Below are 14,418 nucleotides of genomic sequence, written 5' to 3'. Positions count from 1 at the left end.
TCTTGATAATTACTGGATACACTACTAGTGAGAACAAAAGGAGGGATTTAGGATGAAGAAGAAAATTTTCTCTGCCTTACTTGTTTTGTTAGTAGTCTTAGGACTTAGTAATGTCGTGATGGCTCATGGAGATGAAAATACTAGGGGGCCTCATTCTGTGCTAGGGCTTGATGTCGCAGAAATGATTCCTTGGATGAAAGATATGCATCCAAACATGAGCGATGAAGAGCTTAATGAGATGTATCGAGATTGTCATCAGAATGAATGATAAAACAGTAAAAAAAGGACCAAGTTGGTTCTTTTTTTTACTAATATAAGTTAATTTGTAAATATTCTAGGTCAGTTTTATACCTGATGCGGTATTTGGTGGGTCCTTTCTGTGTCAATATCAGTCCTAGAGTAGTCCAGTCGAGGGTGGCAAGGAGCACTAAGTTTTTTTATACCTCTTTGAGGTAATACGTATTCGTGAATGGAGGCGTTAGGATATGATGAATGGTCAAGGTATGATGGGTGGTTTTTTTGGAATGGGAGTATCTTGGTTACTTATTATAGGTATCATTATCGTAGTTGTTGCCCTTTTGATGAAATTTTCGTCTGGTAACCAACAACACTCTGCAAATCACCAAGATTCTCTCGCTACGTTAAAGCAACGCCTAGCTAAAGGTGAAATTACAGAGGAAGAATACGATCGATTAAAGAAAAAGATAGTTGAATAAGAAATGTTTCTAAACGGCGGACGTGGTCACTATTAATGCCATAAAAAATCACATTCATAGGCGGGAAGTAGAAGAAGTCTATTTTGCAAACATATACCTCATGTCCGAAAGCCTTACTCAAATAGAGTAAGGTTTTTTTCGTTACGAAGGCTCACTTCACCTAGCAATATCGAACCACCCTACCCTATAGACTTCACCCCCATACATCACTAAACGAGAACTTGCTTTTTTGCTCTACGTATTTTTCCCTTCTTCTATTGAAAGAACAAGCTACTGCACAATTCGTGCACATTTATTGTTTATAATACGGACTAGGGTATAAAAATCAAAAAGGGTGAAAACGATGAAGAATAAAATATTTATTTCACTCCTATCATTAGGTATATTCCTTATAGGAGCCTGGTTCGTTATTCAAGTAGGTGGAAGTATTGGTAGTAAGAGTTCAACGAAGGTACTAACGGAAAAAAAGGGAACAAGTATTATGGATTTGGAAGGAGATTCAAAAGAGGGAAAGCAAGTAAAAACGTTCAATATTACAGCTTCCTCTAAGCAATGGAATTTGAATGATGAAACTATAGTAAATGCCTGGACTTACAATGGAACAGTTCCAGGGGAAGAGATTCGAGTTACAGAGGGGGATTATGTACGGGTACATTTGAAAAATGATTTAAATGTACCTGTGACAATCCACTGGCACGGTGTCGTGTTGCCAAATAAAATGGATGGCGTTCCTGGCGTGACTCAGGATGCTGTACTACCGGGAGAGCAGTTCACCTATGAGTTTTCAGCAGATAATCCCGGGACATTTTGGTATCATTCCCACCAGCATAGTTCCAAACAAGTGGATAAAGGATTGTATGGAGCGCTAATTGTTGAAGAAAAAGAAAAGCAATATCAAAATGATCAAACATTTATCATAGACGAGTGGGCAGTTAATCAACAGAAGCAGAACATCATGAATATGGGGAGCATGATGTCTGGTGGAATGTCAGGTGATGGTGAGGCAGATACGAAGGCTATGTACGATACGTTAAGCATTAATGGTAAAAGTGGCAATCAGATCGATCAAATCAATATGAAAAAAGGAGAGAAAGGAAGACTTAGGTTTATAAATGCAGGTTATCAAACTCATTATGTAAACTTTCCTGATCAAAGCATGAAGATTGTGGCAGTGGATGGAGAGGATATTATCAACTCCTCTCCTCCATCGACATCGCTGATGGAAATAGCTCCAGGTGAACGAATTGATGTGGAGTTTACTAAAACAAATAAAACACCACAGGCAGTGACGTTATTGAGTTACAATGAGTCAACTAGTCCAGTAAGTATTCCAGTTAAAGAAGATTCTGTGGCTAGTAAAAAAGATATTACCCAAAACAGTTCCATCAATAAAAGTAAGGCAATAAACAGTACAACCTATAAAAGTGAAGAATTACTTTTTACTGATTTACCTAAGTCAGATGTCCAATACACGATGGAGTTAAATATGGGAATGAACATGGGGGAAGGCATGGTATTCCAAATTAACAACGATATCTTCCCAAATACAGCTCCAATTCAAGTGACAGAAGGGGACATTGTTAAAGTGACCTTAAAAAATACCGGCATGTTGAATCATCCTATGCACTTACATGGCCATCGCTTTCAAGTGGTTGCTAAGAATGGAGAACCCCTTGAGAACCCTGTTGTAAAAGATTTACTTAATGTAAAGCCTGGTCAAACCTATGAAATTTATTTTAAGGCGAACAATGCCGGGGAATGGTTGTTTCATTGTCATGATAACAATCATGCTGATAGAGGAATGGTAACAATTTTGGATTATAAGAATGTTTATTCCCCATTCAAAATAGGTGGAGATATGAAGAATAAACCATAATTATGAAGATAAAAATATTCATCTGCACAAATTTTGGATATTAGTTGGGCATGACTATACTATAGAAAGAGAACAATATTTAAATGAAAGAAAGGAGCATAGTTAATATATGGCTCATGAACACCACAATCATCATACAGAAAATCACGAAGAACATGAACATCATGAAGGGCATGAGGGTCATGATCATGGAGCAATGGTAGAAGACTTTAAGAAACGGTTTTATATTTCTCTTATTGTAACCATTCCTATCCTATTATTATCTCCAATGATTCAGGACTTTTTAGGGCTAGATTGGGCATTCCCCTTTGACCAATATGTACTATTTGCATTAGCTACATTTGTCTTCTTTTATGGAGGATTACCTTTCTTAACTGGTGCTAAGGATGAGTTGAAGCAAAAGAATCCAGGTATGATGACATTGATTGGACTTGCGATAGCTGTAGCATACTTGTACAGTTCTCTCGTTGTGTTTGGCCTGGAAGGTCGGAACTTTTTCTGGGAGCTAGCTACGCTAGTAGATATTATGCTTCTTGGCCATTGGATAGAAATGAAATCTGTGATGGGTGCTTCAAATGCATTAGAAGAACTAGTGAAGTTGATGCCCAATGAAGCACATAAAGTAGATGAAGAAGGAAATGTAGAGGATGTACCTGTAGCTGATCTACAAACGGGTGACAACGTATTGGTGAAGCCTGGAGAAAAGATTCCTGTTGATGGAGACATCATTGATGGAAAGACCACCATAGATGAATCCATGTTAACGGGGGAATCCGTTCCGGTCGAAAAGAACGAAGGAGATGAAGCCATAGGTGGCTCAGTCAACCAGGAAGGGTCCATCACCATCACCGTTCAAAAAACAGGGGATGATACGTATTTATCTCAGGTAATTGGACTAGTGAAAGAAGCGCAGGAATCAAAATCCAAAACGCAGGATATTTCCAATCGTGCAGCAAAATGGCTCTTTTACCTTGCCTTAGCAAGTGGTATTATCACCTTCATTGTCTGGCTTGCATTAGGTCATCCTGTTGATGTAGCCATGGAACGGATGGTTACGGTTATGGTCATTACATGTCCACACGCATTAGGCTTAGCGGCACCTCTCGTGGTAGCAGTATCTACATCCATTTCGGCTAAGAAAGGATTGCTGATTCGAAATCGTGCCAATTTTGAAGGGGCTAGAAGTTTAAATGCCGTCGTATTTGATAAAACCGGTACCTTAACGAAAGGTGAGTTTGGTGTAACGGAAATCATTCCACTAAATAACTATACAAAAGAGGACGTTCTGACATGGGCAGCTTCCTTGGAACAAAACTCAGAACATCCACTGGCTGAAGGAATTGTGGATAAAGCCAAACAAGATTCCATCAGTCTAAAGAATATAGAAGAATTTGAATCCATGACTGGTAAAGGGCTTAGAGGTACAGTTGACGGGAAAGAAGTCAACGTTGTAAGTCCAGGATACGTGGACGAACACGATTATACCTATGATCAGTCTTCTTTTAACGAACTTTCTGAGGAAGGAAAAACGGTCGTGTTTGTATTGGTGGAGCAAGAATTAATGGGCATGATTGCACTAGCTGATATTGTCCGAGAAGATGCCAAGGAAGCTATCACATCGCTAAAAGAAAAAGGTGTCCATTCTATTATGTTAACGGGTGATAATCAAAAAGTAGCTAATTGGGTTGCCAAGCAATTAGGCATAGATGAAGTATATGCTGAAGTGCTTCCGGATCAAAAAGCTGATCAGGTAAAGAGCATCAAAGAAAAAGGCTGGAAAGTTGCCATGACTGGAGATGGCGTAAACGATGCACCAGCCCTAGCTACCGCTGACCTGGGAGTTGCTATTGGAACAGGTACCGATGTAGCAATGGAATCAGCTGATATCGTCCTTGTGAAAAGTAATCCAAAAGATGTCGTTTCGATTATGGAATTATCCAAGAAAACCTATCAAAAAATGATCCAGAACCTATGGTGGGCAGCAGGTTACAACATTGCAGCCATCCCATTAGCAGCCGGCGTTCTAGCACCAATTGGAATCATATTAAGCCCTGCAGTTGGAGCAGGTTTAATGAGCCTAAGCACAGTTGTAGTAGCTATTAACGCTAAACTCTTAAAAGCATAGTTAGATGAGGGGGCAGGTCCCTCGTCTAACACTATCATAAAGCAAGCACCTCTTTTGTTTTTTAGTGATTTCTTGTCTATCTCACTATACGAAACAAAGGGTGCTTTTTTTATTTAACTCAATGAACTCTCTTTGTAGATAAGGTGCCTAGGGAAGACTGTTTAGATTAACTATTTTTAGGTGCGAAAGTTATAGAGCCCACGTCCAGTTCCAGTGTTCAGTTACTAGCAAACGTCCTGTAGCTACTTACTATAAGTCAACATCGGATCACTACCGACCTTCATGATTCCTTTATCTCAAAAGGAGGCAGAGGAGGTTTATGGGGGGATGGAGGTTCATTTAAACCCGCTGTGTCAAGTATCAACATCGAACAAAAGCAGTTTGTGCGTTGCTAAACAGGTGCTTGCGTCTTTCTTTATTTTCTAATCTAATTCATTCAGTATAGTGTTAATAGTGTATAAATGATAAAGTTAACTATATATATTAAAGGAGGATTTATGTTGAATAAAAAGAGACTCGGTTTACTATTGAGTGGTATGACTGTGTTTATTTTGATTTTCGCAGCATGCGGAAATAGTAGTTCAAATAATGATACTGCTGAAGAGGATGCAGATAGCCAGGAAGAGACAAATGAAAATGAACAGGACTCTAATGAAACAGAAAAAGACCAAGACGAACAGGCAAAGGAAAAGGATGATTCATCTTCTCAATCTGAAGAAGAGGACTCATCAAACGACTCAACCAATGAAGATACGAATAAAAAAGATGATAAAGTCATCGAAGTATCTGCTTATGAAATGGAATATGATCCAAGTAATATTACACTAAAAAAAGGGAAAGAGTACGAAATTGTTCTTAAGAATGATGGAACAATGTTTCACGATCTAACTTCAAGTGAACTGGATGCAGAAATTACATTTATGGGGGATATGCCAGGTCATCCTGATGAAGTTTCTCTCCTTAACAATTTAATGGGTGTAGATAAGGTTTATGCCAATGGTGGTGACGATCATTCTGAAGAGCAAGAAACCAATAGTGAAGAAGATGGGCATCATGGTGACAGTCACGATGATGGTCATGGAGACCAATCTCTTCATATGAATGCAAAATCAGGTCAGACCGTTCGTATTAAATTTATCCCGAAAGAAGTAGGCGAATATGAATTCTTCTGTAGTGTAGAAGGACATAAAGAAGCTGGAATGGTTGGAACGTTTAAAGTCGTGGAATAATAGAGTTGTTTGAATATAGAAAGAGATCCATGGACAACATGGATCTCTTTTTTACATCTCTTCTTTTATTCCTTTCTTAACAAGCCACCAGTTTGCTGGGTAACTTGTAATGAATCCAAGAATCATTGCGATTTGCATCATAAACCAGTACGTAGCTTCATGTGGTTTCGGAGGTTCTGTAAATAAGATGAAATGTACAATGGCCATCCAGCCAAACATGCCGATCTCAAAAGCAATAAGAGAAAAGGAATCTGCTTTGATCGCAGCTTTTAATGAACCATATATTCCTTTGTTTTTATCCATAGGATAAATAGCAAAGAATTGAAAGATAATACCGAATAGATAGGCTAATACAAACTCCACCACATAATGGGCGAAAAGGGTAGAGCCCACAATTGTTAAACCTGTAAGGGCTACGATGGGAACACCTACTGCATCACCAACAGTACAACCTGAAGAACAATGACTAGTAGAAACAAAGACTTTTGCAGGTTTCTCACGTTTATCCTCTATTTGAAGATTTTTTGCTTTTAGTCTTCCCCATCGAAAGTATGTCCAAATGGCAAATGGGCCAAAAAACCAACCATTTATTGGCCATACTACGTTCATAATGGACATCATTTGCGGATGCCTACATATATCAACCAGAATAATAATGGAGGAAATAACACCGATTCCTAGTGCAATCCAAGAAATAATTGTTAACATACCTACACCTCTCTATTTATTTTGATGTTATTTTTATACCCGGTAAAGGTATAGGGTGAAACAAAAAAAACTAAAAAACAAATTAAAAGAATAGCATTTGACATATACATATAGGGGGTATAGCATAAAAGGAAAGGAGTGTTGAATAATGGAAAAAACATTAGAAGTAAAAGGCATGACATGTGGGCACTGTGAGAAAGCTGTAAAAGGTGCGCTAGAAGAATTGAATGGCATTGACTCAGCTAACGTACACTTAGAACAAAACACAGTAGATGTTAGCTATGACGAGGCTAAAGTAAGTGAAAAAGAGATGAAAGATGCAATTGAAGACCAAGGGTACGATGTTGTGTAATGCATAAGAAGCCAAGACTTATCTAAAAGTCTTGGCTTTTTTTTTCTTACAGGACAAGTAAACCAAATTCCTCTCATACACATTAATAAATAAGGTGTTGGAGGGGATGTTATGTCTGTTGGGATGCTAGTCAGTATTTTTATTATAGTGTTGCTATGGGCCATTGTTATGATTACCATTTTACGTTATAAGGAGAAAATCTCCATCATGACAGGCATGGTAATTTCCATGACTATCGGTATGATTATTGGAGTTACATTAGGAGCGATTATTGCTTTGCATTTACATACTGATATGTTCTTATCGACATTCATTGGAATGGGGATTGGTATCAGTGCAGGTGTCTTAGCTGGGATACCCATTCATATGGTGGCAGTAATGGATGGAATGGTATCAGGAGCAATGGGTGGCATGATGGGGGCAATGCTTGGTGCCATGATCATGCCTGAATATGGAGACGTAACCATTCGATTACTCCTTCTTTTTTACAGTGTGAGTACATGTATATTGCTTTATCTACTGGATTATGAGATTGGTGATACTGGGAAAAAACTATTCCATAATCCCATTATAATGTCTGTTGCTCTAGGTGTTTTCTTTTACGCTTATCAAATGCTAGGGCCAATTTTATAGATAATGCTATTGAAATTGACTCTCTTGGTACTACATACCAATAGGGATAAAATTATTTTTTTTAAATAAAAAATCTGAAATCTGCACAATTTCTGGATGTTTGTTGGGCACAACTATACTGTAAACTATATGAAGGAGTGATGTTAAAATGGCACACGAACAACATCAAGCAGCACTAAAAGCACTACACGAATGCATGGAGGCATGTAATCATTGTTATGATGCTTGCCTGCAAGAAGACGATATTAATATGATGAGCGAGTGCATTCGTCTCGATCGCGAGTGTGCAGATATTTGTGCATACCTAGAACAAGCACTTACAAGAGGAACACCATTTGTTTCCGAACTAGCCCAAGTTTGCGCAACTATCTGTGAACGTTGTGGTGAAGAATGTAAGAAGCATAATCACCAACATTGCCAAGAATGTGCAGATGCATGCTTCAAATGTGCAGAAGAATGTAAGAAGTTAGCCTAGTAGGAAGGAATGGGACGAAGGGACAGGTTCCTCGTCTCAACAATTATACATGCCAAAAAATGCCAGACTCCCATCGCTGTGATGCGATAATGCTTTAGAACAGCAGGGGTCTGGCACCTCTATTTTCGATGAGGAACCTGTCCCCGCTTCCCGCAACTTATTTCACAACCTGCCATATGGGACGAAGGACCTGTCCCCACGTACCAACCACACAACCTACCATATTTTTGATATAATTGCTCTATTATTACTAAGTAAATAGAGGGGAATAAATATGACTGAAATCGAACAGATAGGCAACATGCTTATAGAAAAGAAATATGATATTGCCCAGAAGATGACAGAGGATCAGAAAGAAATATTAAAATATAACTCAGAAGAATATTTAGAAGGTATAATCAACAATAGGGCTGAGGTGATATCAATCATTGCTGAGTCACTAGTAGATGCCAATCGAGATTCGATGAAAGAAATTACAGATAAAGCGCTAGAATTGAGTAAAAAAGCCATTCAACTAGAGATGCAAATGGATGAAGCGATTAAAAGCACTAGTAAGTACAGAAAGTATATTTGGGATAAGATTTCGGTATTTTCTGAAGAGGAAGATATTTCGCGCCAAGCAATCATTAAAATGGCACAACAGATAGATCCGTTAATTGACCATGCCGTATATATTTTCAGTACTGGATATGTAGAGCAACATAAAGAGAGACTTAAAGAAGCTAAGGACTCCTTCTTTGAATTATCTGCACCAATTGTTCCTCTTATGGATGATATGGCTGTCATGCCGCTTGTGGGGGATATTGATACATACCGTGCTCAGGTTATTCTAGATACAGTGCTCAACAAGTCCACCCAATGGAAAGTCGGTACTTTGTTTATCGATTTATCTGGTGTGACGGTTGTAGATACTCAGGTAGCGCAAGAGATAATTAAGATCACCAATTCATTAATACTGCTTGGAGTAAAGCCAATTCTAACAGGCATTCGCCCAGAAATTGCTCATACGATGGTACAATTAGGTATCACCATGGATGTAGAGACAAAGGCTACTCTAAAACAAGCCATTTCTGATTATTTTACTGACGCTACTCAAACCAAACTATGATAGACACACAAAAAATCCCTAGAACCTTTATGGTTCTAGGGATTTTTACAGTAATGGAATAGTAGTTGTTACCGTACATATCCAGCATCAGCTTCTACTAACTATAATTCCAAGCTAATCCTATGTGGAAAAACTTCACCGCGTAATAGGCTTTACTTAACCATGGTGGAGGTAAGCTTGGTGCATGCTTATCTGAATCTGAAATGTTCAGGCGGAGTATTCCAGTGTGTTTCGTTTTTGCGTCTCTGCTATATATATATCTAATTTCTGGCTAATTTCAAGAGTCTTCTCATGGTTAAGGCCATACGTAAGCCCAATTTCAATCATTAAGGACCTTAGTGACGTAATGCTCTGATTTAGTTCTTCATTGGAAAGTTCTTTATTTACATTCATACATACTATCTCCCCAAAATATAAAGGTAAGATGTCTGACCTGTTGGAAAGTCATGTTCTGAATAAATTATACCATATTAGGGTGATGATGGGTAATAAAATTTAATAGTAAGAAGTTATCGTATGTATTACAATGGAATTGAGTCTTTTGATTTGGGTCTATAGATACAATGCGTGGGTATTAAAGGAAAATAGTATATGGTTTTCTTTCATTACATATTCATCCATTATCATTAAAGCCTTGCATGACTGAATGAAAGGTCATTATACTTTTTGTAATGGTTCATAGGAGGATTTACATGATAGATTTTGAAACATATATAAAAGCTTCTAAACGAGAGTGTGAGGAACTTCATGGTCTTGATCCAACAGAAAGGCCTGTATTAGAGGTTGGGATTACTCCTGAAGAAGTTCAGCAAAGAAAACAATCGTTAGAGCAGGCCCTACATGTAATCCAACATTTTATGCAAAAGTTACTATATTATATGGGGGGAACCCCAACACTTGTCGTGACGACAGATAAAGATGGATACATCGTAGATATATATGGAGACCCAAGTATTATGGAGATGGTCGATTCCATTGGGATACAAGCAGGTGTGAAATTTGAGGAAAAAGAAGTAGGCACCAACTCTATTTCTCTAGCATTAAGTCATGAAGAACCTATTGCGCTAGTTGGCACAGACCATTTTCAGCATGCTTTATCAGGTGTTGCATGCTATACTGCACCTTTTAGTTATTCTGATGATGATCGTTTAACGGGAACTGTGTCCATTATGACGACAGTCGATTATGCTAATCATTTTCATCTTGGATTGTTATCCTCTGCTGTCGATTCTATTGAGCGAGAGCTTCGATTGCAAGAGAAGAACAATAAGCTAGAAATATTGAATCAAGTGTTAATAAATTCCACGCCTCTAGGTATTATTATGACTGATGAAAATGGAGAGTTAATCGAATACAACACAGCATTCGAAGAAATTACCGAAAACAATGTGAAGCAAGTGATAGAGAAAGAGCATAAGCAGATTCATCTTATAAGAGGATATATCGATACGGTTCTGAGTAACGGTGAAACGATCAAAAACGTTGAACTTACCCTACCGATTAATGAAGAGGGATATACTAAAATTTGCCTCCTTGATGTCATCCCTCTATTTAATGGAGAAAAAATAATAGGAGCCTTCGCACAATTTAGAGACATGACCCACTATTATGAGTTACAACAGCAACTGATTGAGTCCGAAAAGTTGTCCACACTAGGCAAATTTGGTGCTGGCTTAGCTCATGAAATACGAAATCCACTTACTTCGATTATTGGACTCACACAGCTCTTAAGAGAAAACAACAACCAAAATAAATATCTTGATATCATTATTGGTGAGTTAGAAAGAATCCAAAGTTTAGTGAACCAATTTGTGTTACTGAGAAAACCTACCGATTTAAAAACGGAAACGTGCAACGTTCCAACATTAATCGAAAACACAGTAGAGTTAATGAACAGCAATGCACATCTACAAGATATCGACATCCAATTTGATTCCACTCACTCAGAGCTGAAACTCGACATTGACCACGCCAAGATCAAGCAAGTCCTAATCAACTTTATCAAAAATGCCTTCGAATCCATGCCGAATGGTGGAGAAGTGCATATTCAGTTAACCAGTAACGCTGAAGAAAACGAAGTCAACATTGCCATTCAAGACCAGGGGATTGGGATGACGAAAGATCAAGTCAACAAACTCGGAAAACCTTTCTTCACGACAAAAGAAAGTGGTATGGGGATGGGATTAACCATCTGTTTTGATATTATCAAAGCTCATCATGGAGAAATTAAGATTGAATCAGAGGAAGGGGAAGGCACCAGGGTGGATCTGGTACTTCCTAAGTAAAGGGATGCTCTAATATTAACTAAAACAACAATATTTACTATCCTAAATGTCCCGGTTTAATTATTTGTAGTAACCGGGACATCGTATGTCATCCTGTTTTTCTTCTTAAAAAAGATTGTGTTTGTGAGTGTTTATTTCTATTTGACTAGAATCTTCATAGTCAAAAATTTGAGTATGGCCTTCATCATTAACTCGATATACTTTTAACTCTGCGTTTTTCACATAATTTAAAGCGTTCCGAATGACGGGTTTACTAACGTCATTCCTTACTCTTCATTTCCATTAAAAATTAACTTAGCAGCTATTTGATTTGTGAAAAAGTCATTTTTTTTATTAAATTTGGTGGAATTGTTATATTCTTCTCTAGTTAAACAGTGAGTTGAACAAACATCAAAAAATAAAAAAGGGTCTTGTTTGTCTGTTAGGACATTTGACCAATTAAAATCTTTTATCCAAGTCAGTAACCTATTTTGTAGCTCTATTCTGGATTCTTCATTTAGTCCATTCTAGACACTATGTCCCCAACACTCCAATTACTCCCATTTGTTCATTTTTTTAGTCTAAAATTATTACAACTTGTTACTAATATTAAATTCACCTTTATCAAAATCCCATTCATCCTCATCATACTTAAAAACGAATACATAATATCTTTTTACCTTCTTAGTGACGCTAATCAATTTTTAATGCCCCATACTTTTTTTGTAGGATTTCTATTACGATATTACCTCAAATTGTTTTGTGAACTTTGGTGATTTATATAGATTAAGGTTTTTAGAATTAGTCAAATTAATCAGATTTTTGAAAAAAGTTCACATAAATTTCATAATATGAAATTTTCGAAGGTTCTGTTCTTGTTCTTCCCTTTATAGTAGTATCAGAATTTAACAATTGGAGGTGGCAAAAAGGTTATGAATGTACGCGAACTAAGAAATTGTTTTGGATGCTTTGCTACAGGAGTTACGGTAGTTACCTGGAGTGAGGATGATGAGGTGAAAAAAGGAATTACCGTTAATTCATTCACTTCTGTCTCTCTAGATCCACCACTTGTACTTGTATCTATTGATAAGAATGCTAGGGCGTATGAAAGTCTTAAGGATAATAACTTTATCGTAAATATCTTATCTGCAGGGCAAGAGGCTGTTGCTTGGCAATTTGCTGGCCGAGAGCAACAAGGACTGACCATTGAATGGGAAGAGAGCGAGCTAGGTCCTAAGATTAGAGATTCACTCGCTACAATTGAATGTAAGCCATGGAAAGAATATGACGGAGGCGATCATGTCCTGTTTATTGGTGAAGTTCAAGATTACACTTATCAAGAGGATGATGGTCTCGTATTTCTCAAAGGTAAATTTCGTCAAACGAAAGCTATTGAAAACTATGTTACAGACTAAGTGAAGGAGGGTCAAGTGCTATGGGGATTCGTACTGGAACAGAATATATCGAAGCATTGAAGTCTCGTCAACCCGAAGTGTGGATGGGCGGTAAGAGAATAAAGGACGTTTACAATGAGGCTGTTTTTCATCAGCCAATTCATGAAATTGCTAAATTATATGATATGCAACATAACGACGAGTATCGTGATGACATTACGTACATTTGTGAGGAAACAGGAGAACGAGTTTCACAAGCATTCAAAGTTCCAAAATCATACGAAGATTTGAAAGCGCGTTCAACATTGTTTGAGGTTTGGGCTAGAGCAACTTTTGGATTGATGGGTAGAACACCAGATTTTCTAAATGTTACGGTAACGGCTATGGCAAGTAATGCTTGGTTCCTTGAGCAATACGATTCACAATGGGCAAACAATATGGTCAATTATTACAAATATATCCGTGATAATGATTTATTTTTAACACACGCGATTATTAACCCTCAAAATGATCGAAGTAAATCCTCTCATGAGCAAAGTGATGAGTTTACACACTTAGGTGTCGTAGAGGAAAGGGAAGATGGTTTTGTTGTGCGTGGGGCAAAGATGCTAGCCACATTGGCTCCTATCACGGATGAGGTAATTATATATTCATTCCCTGGTTTTCGGCCTGGAGATGAAAAGCATGCCATTGCATTTGCATTACCAATTGATACACCAGGGTTACGAATTATCTGTCGTGAACCTGCACAAGACGGAACAAGATCTCTATTTGATCATCCACTTTCTTCTCGTTACGAAGAAATGGACGCACTTCTTGTATTTAACGATGTATTTGTACCAAAAAATCGAATCTTTATTAATCAAAATGTGGAAGCAGGTAATTTACTTTATCCGAAAACAGGGATTGGTCAACAGCCTGCGCACCAATCTGGAGTTCGAGGGTTAATCAAGCTTCAATTTGCTTCAGAAGTGGCAGCGAGAGTAGCCGACTCAATTGGAGTAGATGGATACCTAAATGTACAAACGCAATTAGGTGAGCTGATGCAATCTGTGGAAGCAATCAGAGCGTTACTTCGCATATCTGAGCATGAATACGAGACATTAGAACATGGGGAAGTGATGCCAGCTGGAACACCACTAGAAACGATTCGTGGTATGTTACCAAAAATGTATCCAAGAGCGATTGAAGTCATTCAAACTATTGGTGCGGGCGGTTTACTCATGTCACCAACTGAAGCGGATTTTCTGAACCCAGAACTACGGGGAGATACTGAAAAATACTATGTGGGAAGAGAAGGTATTTCCTCAGAAGAACGTGTTCATCTATTTAAACTGGCTTGGGATTTAAGCGGGGAAGCTTTTGGACAAAGGTTACTCCAGTATGAACGATATTATTCTGGAGATCCGTTAAGAAGGTTGGGGCGTTTTTACACTAGCTATAAACGAAACAACCAATTCGCCATGGTTGATGAGGCATTAAAGGGAACAAAAGTAGATCAAGGCCAATTAACTTAATACGCAACCAACATAAGGAAT

14 protein-coding genes are annotated in these 14,418 nt (G+C 37.9%); 12 read left to right on the top strand and 2 right to left on the bottom strand.

The annotated features are described in order from the left end of the window. Positions 1-52: 52 nt before the first annotated feature. The 5 genes from GLW08_RS05035 (at position 53) to GLW08_RS05015 (ending at position 5,946) form a co-directional block, all read left to right on the top strand. On the top strand, positions 53-268 hold the full coding sequence (locus GLW08_RS05035; protein ID WP_160847446.1) for a hypothetical protein: 216 nt from the start codon (positions 53-55) through the stop codon (positions 266-268). Positions 269-485: 217 nt separating this feature from the next. Then, positions 486-716 (top strand): SHOCT domain-containing protein, encoded by a 231-nt coding sequence (locus GLW08_RS05030; protein WP_160847445.1) that lies wholly within the window; start codon positions 486-488, stop codon positions 714-716. Positions 717-1,059: 343 nt separating this feature from the next. Then, a complete protein-coding gene (locus GLW08_RS05025; RefSeq protein WP_160847444.1) occupies positions 1,060-2,592 on the top strand; it encodes a multicopper oxidase family protein in 1,533 nt (510 codons plus the stop codon). 109 nt (positions 2,593-2,701) lie between these two features. Continuing rightward, a complete protein-coding gene (locus GLW08_RS05020) occupies positions 2,702-4,717 on the top strand; it encodes a heavy metal translocating P-type ATPase (protein WP_160847443.1) in 2,016 nt (671 codons plus the stop codon). 497 nt (positions 4,718-5,214) lie between these two features. After that, complete coding sequence (locus GLW08_RS05015) at positions 5,215-5,946, top strand: plastocyanin/azurin family copper-binding protein (protein WP_160847442.1); 732 nt, start codon at positions 5,215-5,217, stop codon at positions 5,944-5,946. Positions 5,947-5,997: 51 nt separating this feature from the next. Here the strand turns inward: GLW08_RS05015 and GLW08_RS05010 are convergent, their stop codons facing one another. Then, positions 5,998-6,654, bottom strand: coding sequence for a DUF4396 domain-containing protein (locus GLW08_RS05010; protein ID WP_160847441.1), 657 nt, complete (start codon positions 6,652-6,654; stop codon positions 5,998-6,000). Between the two features lie 148 nt (positions 6,655-6,802). Between GLW08_RS05010 and copZ the strand changes: the two genes are divergently transcribed. The 4 genes from copZ (at position 6,803) to GLW08_RS04990 (ending at position 9,222) form a co-directional block, all read left to right on the top strand. Then, positions 6,803-7,006, top strand: coding sequence for a copper chaperone CopZ (gene copZ / locus GLW08_RS05005; protein ID WP_160847440.1), 204 nt, complete (start codon positions 6,803-6,805; stop codon positions 7,004-7,006). A gap of 111 nt (positions 7,007-7,117) precedes the next feature. After that, a complete protein-coding gene (locus GLW08_RS05000; protein ID WP_160847439.1) occupies positions 7,118-7,639 on the top strand; it encodes a hypothetical protein in 522 nt (173 codons plus the stop codon). A gap of 148 nt (positions 7,640-7,787) precedes the next feature. Next, positions 7,788-8,114, top strand: coding sequence for a four-helix bundle copper-binding protein (locus GLW08_RS04995; protein ID WP_160847438.1), 327 nt, complete (start codon positions 7,788-7,790; stop codon positions 8,112-8,114). A 274-nt stretch (positions 8,115-8,388) separates the two neighbouring features. After that, positions 8,389-9,222 carry an STAS domain-containing protein gene (locus GLW08_RS04990; RefSeq protein WP_160847437.1) on the top strand — a complete coding sequence of 278 codons (834 nt, stop codon included), beginning with the start codon at positions 8,389-8,391 and terminating at the stop codon, positions 9,220-9,222. Positions 9,223-9,429: 207 nt separating this feature from the next. Here the strand turns inward: GLW08_RS04990 and GLW08_RS04985 are convergent, their stop codons facing one another. Continuing rightward, the gene (locus tag GLW08_RS04985) at positions 9,430-9,615 is read right to left on the bottom strand and encodes an aspartyl-phosphate phosphatase Spo0E family protein (protein ID WP_160847436.1); all 186 of its coding nucleotides are present in this window, start codon (positions 9,613-9,615) and stop codon (positions 9,430-9,432) included. 299 nt (positions 9,616-9,914) lie between these two features. Here GLW08_RS04985 and GLW08_RS04980 point away from each other — a divergent pair, with 299 nt between their 5' ends. The 3 genes from GLW08_RS04980 to GLW08_RS04970 all read left to right on the top strand — a co-directional run bounded on the left by GLW08_RS04980 (position 9,915) and on the right by GLW08_RS04970 (position 14,397). Beyond that, a complete protein-coding gene (locus GLW08_RS04980; protein WP_160847435.1) occupies positions 9,915-11,507 on the top strand; it encodes an ATP-binding protein in 1,593 nt (530 codons plus the stop codon). A 911-nt stretch (positions 11,508-12,418) separates the two neighbouring features. Continuing rightward, positions 12,419-12,901, top strand: a complete 483-nt coding sequence (locus tag GLW08_RS04975) for a flavin reductase family protein (RefSeq protein ID WP_160847434.1) — start codon at positions 12,419-12,421, stop codon at positions 12,899-12,901. A gap of 20 nt (positions 12,902-12,921) precedes the next feature. Continuing rightward, positions 12,922-14,397, top strand: coding sequence for a 4-hydroxyphenylacetate 3-hydroxylase family protein (locus GLW08_RS04970; RefSeq protein ID WP_160847433.1), 1,476 nt, complete (start codon positions 12,922-12,924; stop codon positions 14,395-14,397). The last annotated feature ends 21 nt before the right edge of the window (positions 14,398-14,418 follow it).

Source organism: Pontibacillus yanchengensis (assembly GCF_009856295.1).
Classification (GTDB): Bacteria; Bacillota; Bacilli; order Bacillales; family BH030062; genus Pontibacillus; species Pontibacillus yanchengensis_A.
The sequence above is the reverse complement of the archived record's forward strand: the minus strand, read 5'-3'. Positions and strand labels throughout refer to the sequence as shown.

Bases quoted from the DNA above. Each gene is read 5' to 3' on its own strand.
- GLW08_RS05020 (WP_160847443.1), top strand. From the start codon at position 2,702: ATGGCTCATGAACACCACAATCATCATACAGAAAATCACGAAGAACAT.
- GLW08_RS05025 (WP_160847444.1), top strand. From the start codon at position 1,060: ATGAAGAATAAAATATTTATTTCACTCCTATCATTAGGTATATTCCTT.
- GLW08_RS04995 (WP_160847438.1), top strand. From the start codon at position 7,788: ATGGCACACGAACAACATCAAGCAGCACTAAAAGCACTACACGAATGC.
- GLW08_RS04990 (WP_160847437.1), top strand. From the start codon at position 8,389: ATGACTGAAATCGAACAGATAGGCAACATGCTTATAGAAAAGAAATAT.
- GLW08_RS05010 (WP_160847441.1), bottom strand. From the start codon at position 6,654: ATGTTAACAATTATTTCTTGGATTGCACTAGGAATCGGTGTTATTTCC.
- GLW08_RS05000 (WP_160847439.1), top strand. From the start codon at position 7,118: ATGTCTGTTGGGATGCTAGTCAGTATTTTTATTATAGTGTTGCTATGG.
- GLW08_RS04980 (WP_160847435.1), top strand. From the start codon at position 9,915: ATGATAGATTTTGAAACATATATAAAAGCTTCTAAACGAGAGTGTGAG.
- copZ (WP_160847440.1), top strand. From the start codon at position 6,803: ATGGAAAAAACATTAGAAGTAAAAGGCATGACATGTGGGCACTGTGAG.
- GLW08_RS05030 (WP_160847445.1), top strand. From the start codon at position 486: ATGATGAATGGTCAAGGTATGATGGGTGGTTTTTTTGGAATGGGAGTA.
- GLW08_RS05035 (WP_160847446.1), top strand. From the start codon at position 53: ATGAAGAAGAAAATTTTCTCTGCCTTACTTGTTTTGTTAGTAGTCTTA.
- GLW08_RS05015 (WP_160847442.1), top strand. From the start codon at position 5,215: ATGTTGAATAAAAAGAGACTCGGTTTACTATTGAGTGGTATGACTGTG.
- GLW08_RS04970 (WP_160847433.1), top strand. From the start codon at position 12,922: ATGGGGATTCGTACTGGAACAGAATATATCGAAGCATTGAAGTCTCGT.
- GLW08_RS04975 (WP_160847434.1), top strand. From the start codon at position 12,419: ATGAATGTACGCGAACTAAGAAATTGTTTTGGATGCTTTGCTACAGGA.
- GLW08_RS04985 (WP_160847436.1), bottom strand. From the start codon at position 9,615: ATGAATGTAAATAAAGAACTTTCCAATGAAGAACTAAATCAGAGCATT.